15 protein-coding genes are annotated in these 17,075 nt (G+C 61.1%); 9 read left to right on the top strand and 6 right to left on the bottom strand.

Annotated features, from left to right (window positions below; translation table 11 throughout):
* Positions 1 to 293 precede the first annotated feature (293 nt).
* Entirely contained in the window at positions 294 to 740 is a 447-nt protein-coding gene (gene azu / locus M8Q45_RS21780) for an azurin (RefSeq protein ID WP_030140142.1), read from the top strand.
* Positions 741 to 896: 156 nt separating this feature from the next.
* On the opposite strand, the gene nadE is transcribed toward azu, so the two are convergent.
* The 3 genes from nadE to M8Q45_RS21765 all read right to left on the bottom strand — a co-directional run bounded on the left by nadE (position 897) and on the right by M8Q45_RS21765 (position 4,114).
* Positions 897 to 1,724, bottom strand: a complete 828-nt coding sequence (gene nadE, locus M8Q45_RS21775; RefSeq protein ID WP_249876351.1) for an NAD(+) synthase — start codon at positions 1,722 to 1,724, stop codon at positions 897 to 899.
* Positions 1,725 to 1,728: 4 nt separating this feature from the next.
* Entirely contained in the window at positions 1,729 to 2,955 is a 1,227-nt protein-coding gene (pncB, locus tag M8Q45_RS21770) for a nicotinate phosphoribosyltransferase (protein ID WP_249876350.1), read from the bottom strand.
* 250 nt (positions 2,956 to 3,205) lie between these two features.
* Positions 3,206 to 4,114, bottom strand: a complete 909-nt coding sequence (locus M8Q45_RS21765; RefSeq protein ID WP_249876349.1) for a LysR family transcriptional regulator — start codon at positions 4,112 to 4,114, stop codon at positions 3,206 to 3,208.
* Positions 4,115 to 4,294: 180 nt separating this feature from the next.
* Between M8Q45_RS21765 and amaB the strand changes: the two genes are divergently transcribed.
* From amaB to M8Q45_RS21725, 8 genes are all read left to right on the top strand, one after another.
* Entirely contained in the window at positions 4,295 to 5,785 is a 1,491-nt protein-coding gene (gene amaB / locus M8Q45_RS21760) for an L-piperidine-6-carboxylate dehydrogenase (RefSeq protein WP_249876348.1), read from the top strand.
* Between the two features lie 92 nt (positions 5,786 to 5,877).
* The gene (gene amaA / locus M8Q45_RS21755) at positions 5,878 to 7,161 is read left to right on the top strand and encodes an L-pipecolate oxidase (RefSeq protein WP_249876347.1); all 1,284 of its coding nucleotides are present in this window, start codon (positions 5,878 to 5,880) and stop codon (positions 7,159 to 7,161) included.
* A gap of 370 nt (positions 7,162 to 7,531) precedes the next feature.
* The gene (locus tag M8Q45_RS21750; protein WP_249876346.1) at positions 7,532 to 8,668 is read left to right on the top strand and encodes an ABC transporter substrate-binding protein; all 1,137 of its coding nucleotides are present in this window, start codon (positions 7,532 to 7,534) and stop codon (positions 8,666 to 8,668) included.
* A 163-nt stretch (positions 8,669 to 8,831) separates the two neighbouring features.
* Positions 8,832 to 9,746, top strand: coding sequence for an ABC transporter permease subunit (locus M8Q45_RS21745; protein ID WP_053181516.1), 915 nt, complete (start codon positions 8,832 to 8,834; stop codon positions 9,744 to 9,746).
* Between the two features lie 2 nt (positions 9,747 to 9,748).
* Positions 9,749 to 11,029: a high-affinity branched-chain amino acid ABC transporter permease LivM gene (gene livM, locus M8Q45_RS21740; protein WP_181287366.1), complete on the top strand. Its 1,281-nt coding sequence runs from the start codon at positions 9,749 to 9,751 to the stop codon at positions 11,027 to 11,029.
* A complete protein-coding gene (locus M8Q45_RS21735; protein ID WP_249876345.1) occupies positions 11,026 to 11,898 on the top strand; it encodes an ABC transporter ATP-binding protein in 873 nt (290 codons plus the stop codon). Before livM ends, M8Q45_RS21735 begins: the two co-directional genes overlap by 4 nt.
* A complete protein-coding gene (locus tag M8Q45_RS21730; RefSeq protein ID WP_249876344.1) occupies positions 11,895 to 12,611 on the top strand; it encodes an ABC transporter ATP-binding protein in 717 nt (238 codons plus the stop codon). The genes M8Q45_RS21735 and M8Q45_RS21730 overlap by 4 nt, the downstream gene beginning before the upstream one ends.
* A gap of 849 nt (positions 12,612 to 13,460) precedes the next feature.
* The gene (locus M8Q45_RS21725; RefSeq protein ID WP_030140131.1) at positions 13,461 to 14,225 is read left to right on the top strand and encodes an SDR family oxidoreductase; all 765 of its coding nucleotides are present in this window, start codon (positions 13,461 to 13,463) and stop codon (positions 14,223 to 14,225) included.
* A 310-nt stretch (positions 14,226 to 14,535) separates the two neighbouring features.
* Here the strand turns inward: M8Q45_RS21725 and M8Q45_RS21720 are convergent, their stop codons facing one another.
* The 3 genes from M8Q45_RS21720 to ureG form a co-directional block, all read right to left on the bottom strand.
* A complete protein-coding gene (locus M8Q45_RS21720; RefSeq protein ID WP_249876343.1) occupies positions 14,536 to 15,669 on the bottom strand; it encodes an AGE family epimerase/isomerase in 1,134 nt (377 codons plus the stop codon).
* Between the two features lie 181 nt (positions 15,670 to 15,850).
* Positions 15,851 to 16,423 (bottom strand): HupE/UreJ family protein, encoded by a 573-nt coding sequence (locus tag M8Q45_RS21715; RefSeq protein ID WP_249876342.1) that lies wholly within the window; start codon positions 16,421 to 16,423, stop codon positions 15,851 to 15,853.
* 31 nt (positions 16,424 to 16,454) lie between these two features.
* A complete protein-coding gene (gene ureG / locus M8Q45_RS21710) occupies positions 16,455 to 17,069 on the bottom strand; it encodes an urease accessory protein UreG (RefSeq protein ID WP_003197309.1) in 615 nt (204 codons plus the stop codon).
* Positions 17,070 to 17,075: the final 6 nt, after the last annotated feature.

Below are 17,075 nucleotides of genomic sequence, written 5' to 3'. Positions count from 1 at the left end.
ATGCGCAAGGAAATCAAACCTCGCGGCGAGGTTTTTCATAGGTGCCGCTGGCGCCGCAGGCGTAGGCGGCGAGCAAGCTGCACAACAGGCTGTTTAAGTTCATGACGATCGCTCCAGTAGGTGATGGGGCTGATCATAGGGGCGCGTCATACTTATGGCTGGTTGATTCTGTCCATCAGGCTGATAGGCTTAAGTTGTATACAATCTTTGACACAGGTCATAGGAACTTGCCGGAAAATCAGGCAGTCTTCCCCTTTGACGGATTTTTGTTAACCATGCCTTGGAGATTCATGATGTTCGCCAAACTTGTAGCAGTTTCCCTGTTGACACTGGCTAGCAGCCAACTGATGGCAGCGGAGTGCACGACCACCATCGATTCGACCGACCAGATGTCCTTCAGCACCAAGGCCATCGAGATCGACAAGAGCTGCAAGACCTTCACCGTTGAGCTGACTCACTCCGGCAGCTTGCCGAAGAACGTCATGGGCCATAACTGGGTGCTGAGCAAAGAGGCTGACATGCAGCCGATCGCCACCGACGGCCTGGGCGCCGGTATCGACAAGAACTACCTGAAGGAAGGCGATGCCCGCATCATTGCCCACACCAAGATTATCGGTGCCGGCGAGAAAGATTCGGTGACCTTCGACGTGTCGAAACTCAGCGCTTCCGAGAAGTACGGTTTCTTCTGCTCGTTCCCAGGCCACATCTCGATGATGAAAGGCACGGTAACCCTGAAGTAATCAATTTTCAGGCACAAAAAAAGCGCCCCCGTGCAGGGCGCTTTTTTTATACCTGGTAAATACCCGACCCCTGTGGGAGCAAGCTCGCTCCCACGGGGGACTGCCCGCCAAATGGTGGTCAAGGCCCCCCACAGGGGACTGTCCACCGAATGGCAGTCATGGCGCGTACGGCATCACGCGCTTGTGCTCGGTCTTGCGATAGGTGTCGCAAATAATCTTCGCGGCTTCTTCGCGGATCGGTTGGCCGTGCAGGAACGCGTCGATCTCGCCGTAGGTCACGCCATGGGCAGCTTCGTCCGGCTTGCCCGGCGACAAGTCTTCGAGGTCGGCGGTGGGGACTTTTTCCACCAATGATTCCGGTGCACCAAAGTCGCGGGCAATCGCCCTGACCTGGTTTTTCACCAGCCCGCTCAGCGGGGCCAGGTCGCAGGCGCCGTCACCGAACTTGGTGAAAAAACCCATGACCGCTTCAGCCGCATGATCGGTGCCGATCACCAGGCCTTGCTCAGCGCCGGCGATGGTGTATTGCGCCACCATGCGCATCCGCGCCTTGGTATTGCCCAGCACGAAATCCCGCGAGCCCGGCCCCTTGCCTTCGAATGCGAGCACTTCCTTGGCCAGCGCCTTGACCGCCGGGCCGATGTTGACCGTGTGGCGCTCATCCGGCTCGATGAAATCGACACAAGCCTGGGCTTCGTGCTCGTCGAACTGCGTTTCATACGGCAGGCGCACGGCGATGAACTTGTACGCCGCGTTGCCGGTTTTTTCCCGCAGCTCACGCACGGCACGTTGGGCCAACAGGCCTGCGGTCAACGAATCAACGCCGCCGCTGATACCCAGCACCAGGCTCTTGAGCCCTGAATTGACGAGGCAATCCTGGATGAAGCTCACCCGGCGAGCGATTTCGGCCTTGAGGGCGGCGTCATCGGCGAACGGTGGCTGGACCTTGAGCTGTTCAGCTATCTCACGCTGTACGGCTTGCATGAATTCACTCCTTGCTTGATGTGCCAGAAAGGGCGGCAGGTACTTGGAAAACATGTCGCATGTAGGCGACGAAATTTGGATCCTTACAGTGGGTCTTGCCGGGCTCGTCTGAAATCTTGGCCACGGGTTGCCCGTCACAGCTGATCATTTTAAGCACGATACTCATGGGTTCCACGCCTGGAATGTCGCAGGTCAGGTTGGTCCCGATACCAAAGCTCACATTAATGCGACCACGTAACGCCCGAAAAATCTCCAGGCATTTGGGCAATGTCAGGCTGTCGGAAAACACCAGGGTCTTGCTCATTGGGTCGATGCCCAGCTGGTGATAGTGGGCGATGGCTTTTTCGGCCCAGACCACCGGGTCGCCCGAATCATGGCGCAAGCCGTCGAACAGCTTGGCGAAGAACAGATCGAAGTCTTTCAGAAAGGCGTCCATGGTGATGCAATCGGTCAGTGCTATGCCCAGCAGGCCTCGGTATTCGCGGACCCAGCAGTCGAGCGCGGCGATCTGGCTGTCGATCAGCCGAGGCCCCAGTTGCTGATGGGCCATGATCCACTCGTGGGCCATGGTGCCCAGGGGTTTCATGTCCAGCTCCCGGGACAGATGCACGTTGCTGGTGCCGACGAAGCGTCCGGGGAAGTCGTGCTTGAGCACGTTCACTACTTCTTCCTGGGTTCGGTAGGAGAACCGACGGCGGGTGCCGAAGTCGGCCACTTGCAGCTCGGATAGTTCATCGGCGCTGGCGTTGGCGCTCAGCCAGTCGAACTTGCGATAAAGCTGTTCCCGCGCCTGTTCCAAGACAATTTCACGGTAGCGATAGCGGTTGCGCACCTCGCTGACAATGGCCAGCAATGGCACCTCGAACAGGATCACATGCAGCCACGGCCCGCGCAGGCGGATAAACAACTCGCCGTTCTCGATGCCGGTGTGCACGTAGCGCAGGTTGAAGCGAAACAGGCCCAGGAAACGCAGGAAATCCGGTTTCATGAAGCTGATGCGCTCCAGGAAGCTCAACTGGTCTGCGCTCAGGCTCAGCTCGGCCAGGCGCTCGATCTGGAAGCGGATCTCCGCCAGGTACGGGCGGAGGTCCTCGCTGTTACGGCAACGAAACTCCCATTCCACTTCGACGTTGGGGTAGTTATGCAGCACCGCCTGCATCATCGTCAGTTTGTAGAAGTCGGTGTCGAGCAGGTTCTGCACGATGCGATCGGCAAACACGCTCTCGCTCATAACGGCAATCTCCAGACAAGTAGCTGCGGCGGCAGCGGCGCATGGCAGTTCAGGGTGAAAGGGCTAGTGGCGCATAACACTCATGGGTATTGCCAGTGTTTTTTGCTCGCGGTGCGCTCTGTTCTGAGGAGAGTCATTTGTGGCGAGGGGATTTATCCCCGCTGGACGCGTAGCGTCCCATCTTTTTTTGGGACTGCTGCGCAGTCCAGCGGGGATAAATCCCCTCGCCACAGGGCTTTGCGTTGGCTGGCTATTGCGGTGCTTCCGGGCCGTCAATCTGCTCCAACATCCACTCCACGAACAGCCGCACCTTGGGCACCTCCGCCGAATGCTCCGGATACGCCAGGTAATAGGCGTTGGTGCTGGGCATCGCATGTTGCCAGGGGATGACCAGTTTTCCGTCGGCCAGCTCTTCCTCCACCAGGAACCTCGGCAGCAGCGCAACGCCGCAGCCGACCTGGGCGGCGCGGATGCACATGTAAAAGGTTTCGAAGCGCGGCCCGTGGTAGCTGTGTTCGGTGTGGTAGCCCTGGTCATCGAACCAGTCGTGCCAGGCCTGCGGTCGCGAGGCGTTTTGCAACAGGACCAGATCGGTCAGTTGCGTAGGATCGGTGAAAGGCTGCTCCGGCAGGCTGCCCGGTGCGCAGACGGGTACGAGTTCTTCGCCGAACAGCTTCAAGGACTCAGTCCCGGGCCGTGAGGCCTGGCCGAAATAGAACGCCAGGTCGCTGCGCCCCTGCTGCAAGTCGTCCGCCTCCTGCTCGCTGCAGAGATCCAGGTGAATGCTCGGATGGCGCAGGCGCCAGCCCTTGAGGCGTGGGACCAGCCAGCGGGCACCGAATGTCGGCGGCGTGGAGACTCGTAGTACTTCGGTGTCGCCTCCGTAGGATCGCAAGTAATGAGTCGACATCTCGACTTGGGTGAGGATTTTTCGTACTTCTCCCAAGTACAGATCGCCAGCGGGGGTCAGTTGCAAGCGTCGACGCACGCGCCGGAACAGCAGGTGCTGCAGCAGCTCTTCCAGCTGCGCGACCTGTTTGCTGACGGCGCTCTGGGTCAAGTTCAGCTCTTCGGCGGCGCGGGTGAAGCTCAGGTGACGGGTCACCGCTTCGAAGCACTGCAACGCCGTGATCGACGGCAAATAACGTTTATTGAGCATGACGGGGCCTTGGTTCTGGTCGCTCTGCTTGTCCCGTAATCAGGTCAGCATGAATAAACGGAATGATATCTCGCTTAAAGGTCGTTTGTTGGCAAGTCTCGGGCCAGCTACAACTACAGGTCTGATCAGCCGTGTGCGCCCGGCTGCCAACCCATTGTCTTTCGCTTGAGGAATTTACCCATGGTTGCTGCATTGCTTGATCGTCTCGGCGTCGCCCCGGCCCTGTACCGGAACGGCACACAGCCTGTGCATTCGCCCATCGATGGCAGTCGCATCGGTGCGGTGAGCTGGGAAGGCGCTGCTGAAGTCGAGCAGCAGGTCAGTCGGGCGGAGCATGCGTTCGACCTGTGGCGCAAGGTGCCGGCGCCCCGCCGTGGCGAGCTGGTGCGTCAGTTCGGCGACCTGTTGCGTGAATACAAGGCCGACCTCGGCGAGCTGGTGTCGTGGGAAGCGGGCAAGATCACCCAGGAAGGCCTGGGCGAAGTGCAGGAGATGATCGACATCTGCGATTTCGCCGTCGGCCTGTCCCGCCAGTTGTACGGCCTGACCATCGCGTCCGAACGTCCTGGCCATCACATGCGTGAAACCTGGCACCCCCTGGGCGTGGTCGGTGTGATCAGCGCCTTTAACTTCCCTGTGGCGGTCTGGGCCTGGAACACCACGCTGGCCCTGGTCTGCGGCAACTCGGTGATCTGGAAACCTTCGGAGAAGACGCCGCTGACCGCCCTGGCGTGCCAGGCGCTGTTCGAGCGCGTGCTGAACAATTTCAGTGATGCGCCGCCGTACTTGAGCCAAGTGATCATCGGCGGCCGCGATGCCGGCGAAGCCTTGGTCGACGACCCGCGCGTGGCGTTGATCAGCGCCACCGGCAGTACTCGCATGGGGCGCGAAGTGGCGCCGAAAGTCGCGGCGCGTTTCGCCCGCAGCATCCTCGAGCTGGGCGGTAACAACGCCATGATCCTGGCCCCGAGCGCTGACCTGGACATGGCCGTGCGCGCCATCCTGTTCAGCGCCGTCGGCACCGCCGGCCAGCGTTGCACGACTTTGCGCCGGCTGATCGCCCATGAATCGGTGAAGGAAGAAATCGTCACCCGCCTCAAGGCTGCCTATTCCAAGGTGCGCATCGGTCACCCACTGGAAGGCAATCTGGTGGGGCCGCTGATCGACAAGCAAAGCTTCGAGAACATGCAGGACGCGCTGGAGCAGGCCCTGAGTGAAGGCGGGCGGGTATTTGGTGGCAAGCGCCAGCTCGAAGACCTGTTCCCGAATGCCTATTACGTCTCGCCCGCCATCGTCGAGATGCCGGAGCAGAGCGACGTGGTGCGTCACGAAACCTTCGCGCCGATCCTTTATGTGGTCGGCTACAAGGATTTCGCCGAAGCGCTGCACCTGAACAACTCCGTGCCCCAAGGCCTGTCGTCGTGCATCTTCACCACCGACGTGCGTGAAGCCGAGCAGTTCATGTCGGCGGTGGGCAGTGACTGCGGCATCGCCAACGTCAACATCGGCCCGAGCGGCGCGGAAATCGGTGGCGCCTTCGGTGGCGAAAAGGAAACCGGCGGCGGTCGCGAATCCGGCTCCGACGCGTGGCGCGGCTACATGCGCCGCCAGACCAACACCGTGAACTACTCGCTGGAGTTGCCGTTGGCGCAGGGGATTACTTTCGATTAAGCAGCTTCAAGCCACAAGCTGCAAGCCTCAAGCAAAATCAGCTTGCAGCTTGTGGCTTGCCCCTTGCAGCTGCTCCTGACCAGGAGCTGGCAATGCCGTTACGCAAAGAATGTCTGTGGGAAAAGCTGACGCCACAAAGGCCTGAAAACACTGCGCTCACCGGCGAGGTCACGGTGGACGTCTGCATTATCGGGGCGGGCTTCACCGGGTTGTCGGCGGCGGTGCATTTGCTGGAGCAGGGCAAGCGCGTCGCGGTGGTGGAGGCGCATCGGGCCGGGCACGGTGGGTCGGGGCGCAATGTCGGGCTGGTGAACGCCGGCCTGTGGATCCCGCCGGACGAGATCGAGGCCGGCTTCGGCGAAGCGGTGGGCAGTCAGCTCAACCGTATGCTGGGCGCTGCGCCGGCGTTGGTTTTCAGCCTTGTCGACAAGTACGACATCGATTGCCAGTTGCGCCGCGAAGGCACCTTGCACATGGCCCATAACGCCCGGGGCGAGGCGGACCTGCGCAGCCGCGAGGAACAGTGGAAACGCCGTGGCGCCCCGGTTGAATTACTCACGGGCCAAGCCTGTGCCGATGCCACTGGCACCGACAAGATCGCCGCCGCGCTGCTCGACCGACGGGCCGGCACGCTCAATCCGATGGCCTATGCCAGTGGATTGGCCAAGGCTGCCAGGGATCTTGGTGCCCAGTTGTTCGATCACTCGCCTGTCACGCGCCTGGAACGCCAGGGCCAGCGCTGGTCGGTGCAGACCGCCGAGGGTTCGGTGTTGGCCGAGCAAGTCGTGATCGCCTCCAACGCCTACACCGAGGGCGACTGGACCGAACTGCGGCGTAACTTCTTCCCCGGCTATTACTATCAGGTTGCCTCGGTCCCGCTGGACGACGAGGCCGCCCGCCGCATCCTGCCGGGCGGGCAGGGTTCCTGGGACACTCGCCAGGTGCTGAGCAGCATTCGCCGGGACAAGGACGGGCGCTTGCTGCTGGGCAGCCTGGGCAACGGCAATCGCAAGCCCACCTGGTTCCTCAAGGCCTGGGCCGATCGGGTGCAGCAGCATTATTTCCCTTATCTCAAGTCGGTGGAGTGGGAATGCACCTGGACCGGTTGCATTGCCTTTACCCCCGATCACCTTATGCGCCTGTTCGAGCCGGCACCCGGCCTGGTGGCCGTTACTGGCTACAACGGCCGGGGGGTGACCACCGGCACCGTGGTCGGCAAGGCCTTTGCCGATTACCTGTGCCATGGCGATGCCAAGGCCTTGCCGATTCCCTTCGCGCCCATGCAGCCTTTGGCCGGGGTTGGCTTGCGTAGTTGCCTGTATGAAGCGGGCTTTTCGCTGTATCACGCAGGCCAGTGCTTGCGAATCGTCATCTGATTGTTGAAAAGTGTTACGGTCTGCGGCGTTTTCCCGCCCAGCGTCTAGCCTGTTATGGTGCGGGTTGTAGCAGCCCTGCACCGACAGTGTGCAGTTCGGTGACGCAGGTTGTTACACAGTGGTTGCACGCCGTTTCGCGTAGTGGTTGCAATGATGGCTCATGGAGGGTTTCACCTACTTGTAAATAAGGTTGCACCTCGTGCGGTTTAGACGGTTGCACGCCCTGTGAAAAAGGGCCCGAAACAGTCGAAATAACAATAAAGCAGCGACTTTTTTCAGAATAAAAAACCGATGGCACGGCCCTTGCTCTGAGCTTTTCAGTGAAGTGAAGTCGCAGTGCCAACTAAAAAAAACCTTGGAGCACCACCTCATGTCCCAGACGTTTTACAAGAAAGGTTTCCTAGCCCTCGCAGTGGCAACTGCGCTGGGTGTTTCTGCGTTTGCTCAAGCCGATGTGAAATTGGGTGTGGCGGGGCCGATGACCGGCGCCAACGCTGCGTTTGGCGAGCAGTACATGAAAGGTGCGCAGGCAGCGGCCGATGTCATCAACAAGGCGGGCGGCATCAACGGTGAGAAGATCGTACTGGTTGCCGGCGACGACGCCTGCGAACCCAAGCAGGCCGTGGCCGTGGCCAACCGCCTGGTTGACCAGGACAAGGTAATCGGTGTGGTTGGGCACTTCTGCTCGTCCAACACCATCCCGGCCTCCGAAGTCTATGACGAAGCCGGCATCATCGCCATGACCCCCGGTTCGACCAACCCGGCCGTGACCGAGCGTGGCCTGAGCGCGATGTTCCGCATGTGTGGTCGTGACGACCAGCAGGGCATCGTGGCTGGCGACTACATCGTCGACGTGCTCAAGGGCAAGAAAGTCGTCGTGCTGCACGACAAGGACACCTACGGCCAAGGCCTGGCGGATGCCACCAAGGCACAGCTGGCCAAGCGTGGCGTGAACCCCGTGTTGTACGAAGGCCTGACCCGTGGCGAAAAAGACTTCAGCGCCGTGGTCACCAAGATCCGTTCGGCCGGTGCCGACGTGGTCTACTTCGGCGGCCTGCACCCGGAAGCCGGCCCGCTGGTTCGCCAGCTGCGCGAACAAGGCCTCAAGGACGTGAAATTCATGTCCGATGACGGCATCGTGACCGACGAACTGGTCACCACCGCTGGCGGCGCGCAATACGTCGATGGCGTGTACATGACCTTCGGCGCCGACCCACGCCTGCTGCCAGACAGCAAGGCTGTGGTGGACGCGTTCCGTGCCCAGGGCGTCGAGCCTGAAGGCTACACCCTGTACGCCTACGCGTCGGTTCAGGCCCTGGCCGCCGGCTTCAACGGCGCCAAGTCCAACAAGGGCGAAGACGCTGCCAAGTGGCTGAAAGCCAACCCGGTGAAAACCGTCATGGGCGAAAAGACCTGGGATGCCAAGGGCGACCTGAAAGTCTCCGACTACGTGGTCTACCAGTGGGACAAGGATGGCAAATACCACCAGTTGGAAAAACAGAAGTAAGGGCTGAAGCGACCGTCCAAGCCCCTCTGGAGGCCGGGCATTTCCCGGTTTTCCAGGGGCGCTTGCCGGTCGCGCCTGACATTGCTCCGACGTAAATCTGTATTTTCCTTAGAAGAACCGCGCGCCCTTGGGTGTGCAGGTTCTCACTGCGTGAGATTGCGTTATGGATGGTATTTTCCTGCAGCAACTGATCAATGGCCTGACCCTCGGGTCGGTCTATGGTCTGATCGCCATCGGCTACACAATGGTCTACGGCATCATCGGCATGATCAACTTCGCCCACGGCGAGGTTTACATGATTTCCGCTTACCTCGCGGCAATCAGTCTGGCTCTGCTGGCTTACTTCGGTATTGAATCCTTTCCGCTAATGATCCTCGGCACCCTAGTGTTCACGGTCGTGGTCACCGGGGTATATGGCTGGGTCATCGAACGCGTCGCCTACAAACCCCTGCGCAACTCCACCCGCCTGGCACCGCTGATCAGCGCCATCGGCATCTCGCTGATCCTGCAGAACTACGCACAGATCAGCCAGGGCGCCCGCCAACAGGGTGTACCAACGCTGCTTGAAGGCGCCATGCGCGTCGACATCGGCAGCGGTTTCGTACAGCTCACCTACACCAAGATTTTCATCCTGATCGCCGCATTCGCCGGCATGGCGCTGCTGACCTACATCATCAAGTACACCAAGCTCGGCCGCATGTGCCGCGCCACCCAGCAAGACCGCAAGATGGCCTCGATCCTCGGGATCAACACCGACCGGGTGATTTCCTACGTGTTCATCATCGGTGCGGCCATGGCGGCCCTGGCCGGTGTGCTGATCACCATGAACTACGGCACGTTCGACTTCTATGCCGGTTTCATCATCGGCATCAAGGCGTTCACCGCGGCGGTGCTCGGCGGCATCGGCTCCCTGCCTGGGGCGATGCTCGGCGGGATCATCCTCGGGATCTCCGAGTCGCTGTTCTCCGGTCTGATCAACTCCGACTACAAAGACGTATTCAGTTTCTCGCTGCTGGTGCTGATTCTGATTTTCCGTCCCCAAGGCCTGTTGGGTCGCCCACTCGTGGCGAAGGTGTAAGTATGTCTGCTGCCAATAAACCGCTTGATATCAAGAAGAGCGTCATCGACGCGATCCTGGCCGGTCTGATCTCGCTGATCGTGTTCGGGCCGATCGTCGGCGTGGTGCTCGACGGCTACAGTTTCAACCTGCAGCCTGCCCGCGTGGGCTGGCTGGTGGCGATCGTGATGGTCGGGCGCTTTGCCCTGAGCCTGTTCCTGCAAACCCCCAAGGGGCTGAAGATTCTCCAGGGTTTCGAGAGTACCGGCTCCGGCGTGCATGTGCTGCCGCCGGACTACAAGTCGCGGCTGCGCTGGATCATCCCGGCGCTGATCGTGATCGCCATCGTGTTTCCGTTCTTCGCCAACAAATACGTGCTGACGGTGGTGATCCTCGGGCTGATCTACGTACTGTTGGGCCTGGGCCTGAACATCGTGGTTGGCCTGGCCGGGCTGCTCGACCTGGGTTATGTGGCGTTCTATGCCATCGGTGCCTATGGTCTTGCGCTGGGCTACCAATACCTGGGGCTGGGTTTCTGGACCGTATTGCCACTGGCGGCCATCGCAGCGGCGATGGCAGGGTGCATATTGGGCTTCCCGGTGTTGCGAATGCACGGGGACTACCTGGCCATCGTGACCCTGGGCTTCGGCGAGATCATCCGGCTGGTGCTGAACAACTGGCTGTCGTTCACCGGCGGGCCGAATGGCATGCCGGTGCCTTCACCGACCTTCCTGGGCCTGGAGTTCGGCAGGCGCGCGAAGGATGGCGGGGTGCCGTTCCATGAGTTCTTCGGCATCGACTACAACCCCAATATCAAATTCCTGTTCATCTACATCGTGCTGTTCATCACCGTGCTGCTGGTGCTCTATATCAAGCATCGCCTGACGCGCATGCCGGTCGGCCGCGCCTGGGAAGCCCTGCGCGAAGATGAAATCGCCTGCCGCTCCATGGGCCTGAACCACGTGCTGGTCAAGCTCTCGGCGTTTACCCTCGGTGCTTCCACCGCCGGGCTGGCGGGTGTGTTCTTCGCCAGCTACCAGGGCTTCGTCAATCCGTCGTCGTTCACCTTCTTCGAGTCGGCGTTGATCCTGGCGATCGTGGTGCTGGGTGGCATGGGCTCGACGGTCGGCGTGGTGATTGCCGCCTTCGTGTTGACCGTGGCGCCGGAGCTGCTGCGTAGCTTCTCCGAATACCGGGTGCTGCTGTTCGGCGTGTTGATGGTGTTGATGATGATCTGGCGCCCGCGCGGCCTGATCCGTATCAGTCGTACCGGTGTGACGCCGCGCAAGGGGGTAGCGCCATGAGCGAAGTCGTACTCAAAGTCGAAAACCTGATGATGCAGTTCGGTGGCATCAAGGCCCTCAGTGATGTCAGCCTGCAGGTCAAGCGCAACTCGATCTTCGCCCTGATCGGCCCTAACGGCGCAGGCAAGACCACGGTGTTCAACTGCCTGACCGGTTTCTACAAGGCTTCGGGCGGCAAGATCGAACTCAATGTGCGGGGTGAACAGACCAATGTGATCAAGCTGTTGGGCGAAGCATTCCGTCCGACTGACTTCGTCTCGCCGAGATCCTTCGGCAGCCGGCTGTACTACAAGATGTTCGGCGGCACCCATCTGGTAAACCGCGCCGGTTTGGCGCGCACCTTCCAGAACATTCGCCTGTTCAAGGAAATGTCGGTGCTGGAAAACCTGCTGGTGGCCCAGCACATGTGGGTCAATCGCAGCCTGGTGGCGGGCATCCTCAACACCAAGGGCTACCGCAAGGCTGAAAGCGATGCGTTGGACCATGCGTTCTATTGGTTGGAAGTGGTGGACCTGGTGGATTGCGCCAACCGCCTGGCCGGTGAGCTTTCCTACGGCCAGCAGCGCCGCCTGGAAATCGCCCGGGCCATGTGCACGCGTCCGCAGATCATCTGCCTCGACGAACCGGCCGCCGGCCTCAACCCTCAGGAAACCGAAGCGCTGAGCGCGATGATCCGGCTGCTGCGCGACGAGCACGATCTGACCGTGGTGCTGATCGAACACGACATGGGCATGGTAATGAGCATTTCCGATCACATCGTGGTGCTGGACCACGGCAACGTGATCGCCGAGGGCGGTCCCGAGGCGATTCGCAACGATCCGAAGGTGATCGCGGCTTACCTGGGTGCCGATGAAGAGGAGCTGGTATGAGTGGACCAATCCTCGAACTCAAGGCGCTGGACGTGTTCTACGGGCCGATCCAGGCCCTGAAGAAAGTCTCGATGCACATCGACGAAGGCGAAACCGTGAGCCTGATCGGCTCCAACGGGGCCGGCAAGTCCACGCTGTTGATGTCGATCTTCGGCCAGCCGCGGGCGGCGAGTGGGCAGATCATCTACCAGGGCGTGGATATCACCCACAAGTCGTCGCACTACATCGCCTCCAACGGCATCGCGCAGTCACCGGAAGGGCGGCGGGTATTCCCGGACATGACTGTCGAGGAAAACCTGCTGATGGGCACCATCCCCATCGGGGACAAATACGCCAACGAAGACATGCAGCGCATGTTCGAATTGTTCCCACGCCTCAAGGAGCGACGCAACCAGCGGGCCATGACCATGTCCGGCGGCGAGCAGCAAATGCTCGCCATTGCCCGGGCATTGATGAGCCGGCCGAAGTTGTTGCTGCTCGATGAGCCAAGCCTGGGGCTGGCGCCGATCGTGGTGAAACAGATCTTCGCCACCTTGCGGGAATTGGCGTCCACCGGGATGACCATCTTCCTGGTGGAGCAGAACGCCAACCATGCCCTCAAGCTGTCGGATCGGGCCTATGTGATGGTCAACGGGGAAATCCGCCTGACCGGCACGGGCAAGGAACTGCTGGCCAACGAAGAGGTGCGCAACGCGTATCTGGGCGGGCATTGAGGCGGTCGTTGCAATGAAGGAAACCGGCGAGAAATCGCCGGTTTTTTCATTCCTCCAGAACACACAAACCCCCTGTGGGAGCGAGCCTGCTCGCGAAGGCGATCTGTCAGATACATGAATATCGACTGACCCACCGCTTTCGCGAGCAGGCTCGCTCCCACAAGGGGATTTGTAGGGTTTTAGGATTTGTGGACAACAATCCCAGCCCCCTGCTAAACCGCGACATAAAGTCGCCGCAAACAGTTGTTTTGTCACAGTTTTGACTTGTCCCCGTTTGCTGTGGAACTGGCTGTGAATAACGTGGGAGTAGCTGGCTGGAGGCCTTTTAAAACGTGGCTTGCAAGGCTGTGATCGTTTTTTGATCAGGCGTTTTTGGTCAAGCGAGAGTGGCTGTTGTCAACAGTTTTATGGGCAGGGAAATGGGGTTGAAACCTTGTGGGCAGACCTGTGGATAAGTCTGTGATTAAACTCTGGAAAGACCGCGCTGAAGGCCGTCGTTACTGGCTTGGAGCCATCTAGCATTGAGCGGAGGCTTATAGCAGATAACTCGTGCTGCACAACCTTACTTGCAAGGTCAAGCGAAAAAACTTCCAAAATCGCCGCAAAGCCTTATGCACAGCGGCTTCCAGCGTTTTCAGTTGCCCCCGATTACTGTGGACGTGCCTGTGGATAACGTGCGGGCAATCCGCTGCGGCCCTTGTCGGGCAAGGCCCGGGGCGGATTGATCGTTTTTTGAACAGGAAGGCGCTAAAGCGGTGGATCAAGCCTTGCCCCTGGCGGGCCAGGCCGGGCATGCTGTGGGCCGATTTCAATCCAATGGCTGTTTGAAGCCCAAGCAAGGAGAACACGATGTCTGACACCCTGTTTATCACTGGCGCGACGTCCGGTTTTGGTGAAGCCTGTGCCCGTCGTTTTGCCGAGGCAGGCTGGAAGCTGGTGCTGACCGGCCGTCGTGAAGAGCGCCTCGATGCCCTCTGTGCCGAGCTGTCGAAGCAGACCGAAGTCCATGGCCTGGTACTGGATGTGCGTGATCGCAAGGCCATGGAAGAGGCCATCGCCAACCTGCCGCCCTCCTTCGCCAAACTGCGCGGGCTGATCAACAATGCTGGCCTGGCCCTGGGCGTCGACCCGGCGCCCAAATGCGACCTCGACGATTGGGACACCATGGTCGATACCAACGTAAAAGGCCTGATCTACAGCACACGCCTGCTGCTGCCGCGCCTGATCGCCCATGGCCGTGGGGCCGGGATCGTCAACCTGGGCTCCATTGCCGGCAACTACCCGTATCCGGGCAGCCACGTCTACGGCGCGAGCAAGGCGTTCGTCAAACAGTTTTCCCTCAACCTGCGTTGCGATTTGCAGGGCACGGGCGTGCGGGTGAGCAACATCGAGCCGGGTCTGTGCGAGAGCGAGTTTTCGCTGGTGCGCTTTGGCGGCGACCAGGAGCGCTACAACGCGACGTACGCTGGCGCCGAGCCGATTCAGCCACAGGACATCGCCGATACGATTTTCTGGGTGCTCAACACGCCGGCACACATCAACATCAACAGCCTGGAGCTGATGCCGGTGAGCCAGACCTGGGCTGGTTTTGCCATTGAGCGCAACAAGGCCTGACCGCTGACGTACTTGAGCTGGAAATGATGAGCTGTTGTGGCGAGGGAGCTTGCTCCCGCTTGGCTGTGTAGGAGCTGGCGAAGGCTCGGGCCGCGTTCGGACGATCTTTTTGAGACTCAAGTCTCTGGGAAAGATCGCAGCCTCGCTTCGCTCGACAGCTCCTACAGGAGCTGTGTAGGAGCTGGCGAAGGCTCGGGCCGCGTTCGGACGATCTTTTTGAGACTCAAGTCTCTGGGAAAGATCGCAGCCTCGCTTCGCTCGACAGCTCCTACAGGCCCAGCGGGAGCAAGCTCCCTCGCCACGGAACGTGTTACGCCAGGTAGTCGGCCAGGCCGCGATAGCAGGTCAGCAGGTGATACGGCGTGGTGGACGGCATGTCCCGGCGACTGACATTGCCATCGGCGTCAAGGCATTCATTCCAGCCACGGGGATGCAGGAAATGCTGCTGCAACGCTTGCAGCTGTCGCAGCAAGGCACTGTCGCTGCCCGAACGCAGCGTCAACGCCCGCAGGTATTCCGCCTGGGCCCAGATGCGTTGAGTGGCGTCGCGTGGGGGTGTCTGCGGCGCCAGGCCCAGCATCGCGCAGACGGCGCCGCCATCCGGATCGACACCTTGTTCTTCAGTAAGGCTGAAGCTGAACTCCAGCGCCGCGTGCAGTTTGCCGCCGCGCAACAAGGGCGATGACGCCAGCAGGAAATACCATTCGAACTGATGGCCCGGCTCGAACCAGTTATCCACAGCCTTGAGCGGTTTTTCCATCATGACTTTCTGCCCAGGGTCCACGAATTGCCTGGACATGGCGTCACACAGGCTCAGCAAGGCTTGGCGGACATGGGTGTCGTCGCGCACCGAAAGGACCGCAAGGAAGGCCTCCGCCAAGTGCATCAGCGGATTTTGCAGCGGGCCGGATTGGCAGGTCGACCAGTCTCGTCCGAGGCTGGCTTCGTACAGGCCGTCGCCGGTCGCGAAGCGTCGGGTGATCACTTCCAGCGCGGCGTTCAACGTCGATTCCACCAACGGCTCGCGGACCTTGCCCCAGTAGTGGGCGCAGGCGAACAGGATGAACGCGTGGGTGTAGAGGTCTTTGCCGGTGTCCAGCGGCGCGCCCTGCGGATCGATGCTGTAGAACCAGCCGCCATGCTCGGCATCGTGGAAATGCCGCTGCAGCGAGCGGAACAGCGCGCTGGCCCGTTCCTCGGCCCGGGGCACTTCGCCAATCAGGCTGGCGAACACATACAACTGCCGCGCACAGGCCATCGCCCGGTAGCGCTGGGGCGGCAGCGGCGTGTGTTCGGCATCCAGGGATTCATAGGGCAACGCCAGTTCGGCATTCCAGCCCGGGCCTTGCCACATCGGCACGATCACGTCGTGAAAATGCTGGCGCACCGTGGTGAACAAGGTGGTCAGTTCAGGCAAAGAGGCGGAGCGGGAAGCATCGGGCATTGGCGGACGTCGTCACAGCGGGGGCGAATGCGCGACATGGTAGCAGAGTGACCGACTCCAGAGAGATGACGCCTGTAAGTCCGTCATCGCGAGCAAGCTCGCTCCCACAGGGTGGGGCGCACACCGATCAATGTGTGGGAGCGAGCTTGCTCGCGATGAGGGCCGGCTGGGCGCTAGAGAATCAACCCGCCAACAACCAGACCCCAGTCGCCGCCGAAGCCGCCCCGGCCAATCGCACCAAGGGCGCCGCCGCGCGTGGCAGCAGCCGCACCAGCGCAAAGCCTGCGCCATGCAGCGCCGCCGTCGCTGCGACGAACCCAGCCGCATAGGCCCAAGGACTCGACATGTCCGGCAATTCCAAGCCATGGGCAACGCCGTGGAGCAGCGCAAACAGCGCCGTCGCGCCGACTGCCAGACCCAGCGGCGGACGCACCGCCAGCGCCACCGCCAGGCCCAAGGCGAGAACGGAGCCGGCGATGCCGCTTTCCAGCGCCGGCAGGTCCAGGCCCTCGAAGCCCAGCAGGCCGCCAAGCAGCATTGTGCCGACGAAGGTGCACGGCAGCGCCCAGCGCGCGGCGCCTTGTTGTTGTGCAGCCCACAAGCCGACTGCCAGCATCGCCAGCAAATGGTCGAGTCCGCCGATGGGGTGGCCGAGGCCGGCGATCAGGCCATTGTCGCCATGACCGGGGTGGGCGAAGGCCAGGGCCGGGGTGAGCAGTAGCGCGAGGGCGCCGAAGAGGCGTTTGAGGGTCATGAATGAGCTTCCTTGTTATCCGTTGGAAAAATCAGGCTGCGGTCAGCAGGCCCTGGCGTTCGATGAAGGCAATGATGTCGTCCAGGCCCTGGCCGGTCTTCTGGTTGCTGAACACGAACGGCTTGCCGTTGCGCATCCGCCGGGTGTCGCTGTCCATCATCTCCAGGGACGCGCCCACCAGCGGTGCCAGGTCGATCTTGTTGATCACCAGCAGGTCGGACTTGCAGATGCCTGGCCCGCCCTTGCGTGGCAGCTTGTCGCCGGCCGAGACGTCGATCACGTAGATCGTCAGGTCGGACAGTTCGGGGCTGAAGGTTGCCGACAGGTTGTCGCCACCGGATTCCACCAGGATCAGGTCCAGGCCGGGGAAGCGCCGGTTCAACTGATCCACCGCTTCGAGGTTGATCGAGGCGTCTTCGCGAATCGCCGTGTGCGGGCAGCCGCCGGTTTCCACGCCGATGATCCGCTCCGGCGCCAAGGCTTCGTTGCGCACCAGGAAGTCGGCGTCTTCGCGGGTGTAGATGTCGTTGGTCACCACCGCCAGGTTGTAGCGTTCGCGCAGGGCCAGGCACAGGGCCAGGGTCAATGCGGTCTTGCCAGAACCCACCGGGCCACCGATACCTACGCGCAAGGGTTGTGTATTCATGTGTGT

The organism is Pseudomonas sp. T1.Ur (genome assembly GCF_023516725.1).
In the GTDB taxonomy this organism is placed as follows: Bacteria; Pseudomonadota; Gammaproteobacteria; order Pseudomonadales; family Pseudomonadaceae; genus Aquipseudomonas; species Aquipseudomonas alvandae.
Note: the sequence above shows the minus strand (reverse complement) of the source record. Positions and strands in the feature narration are given on the sequence as shown.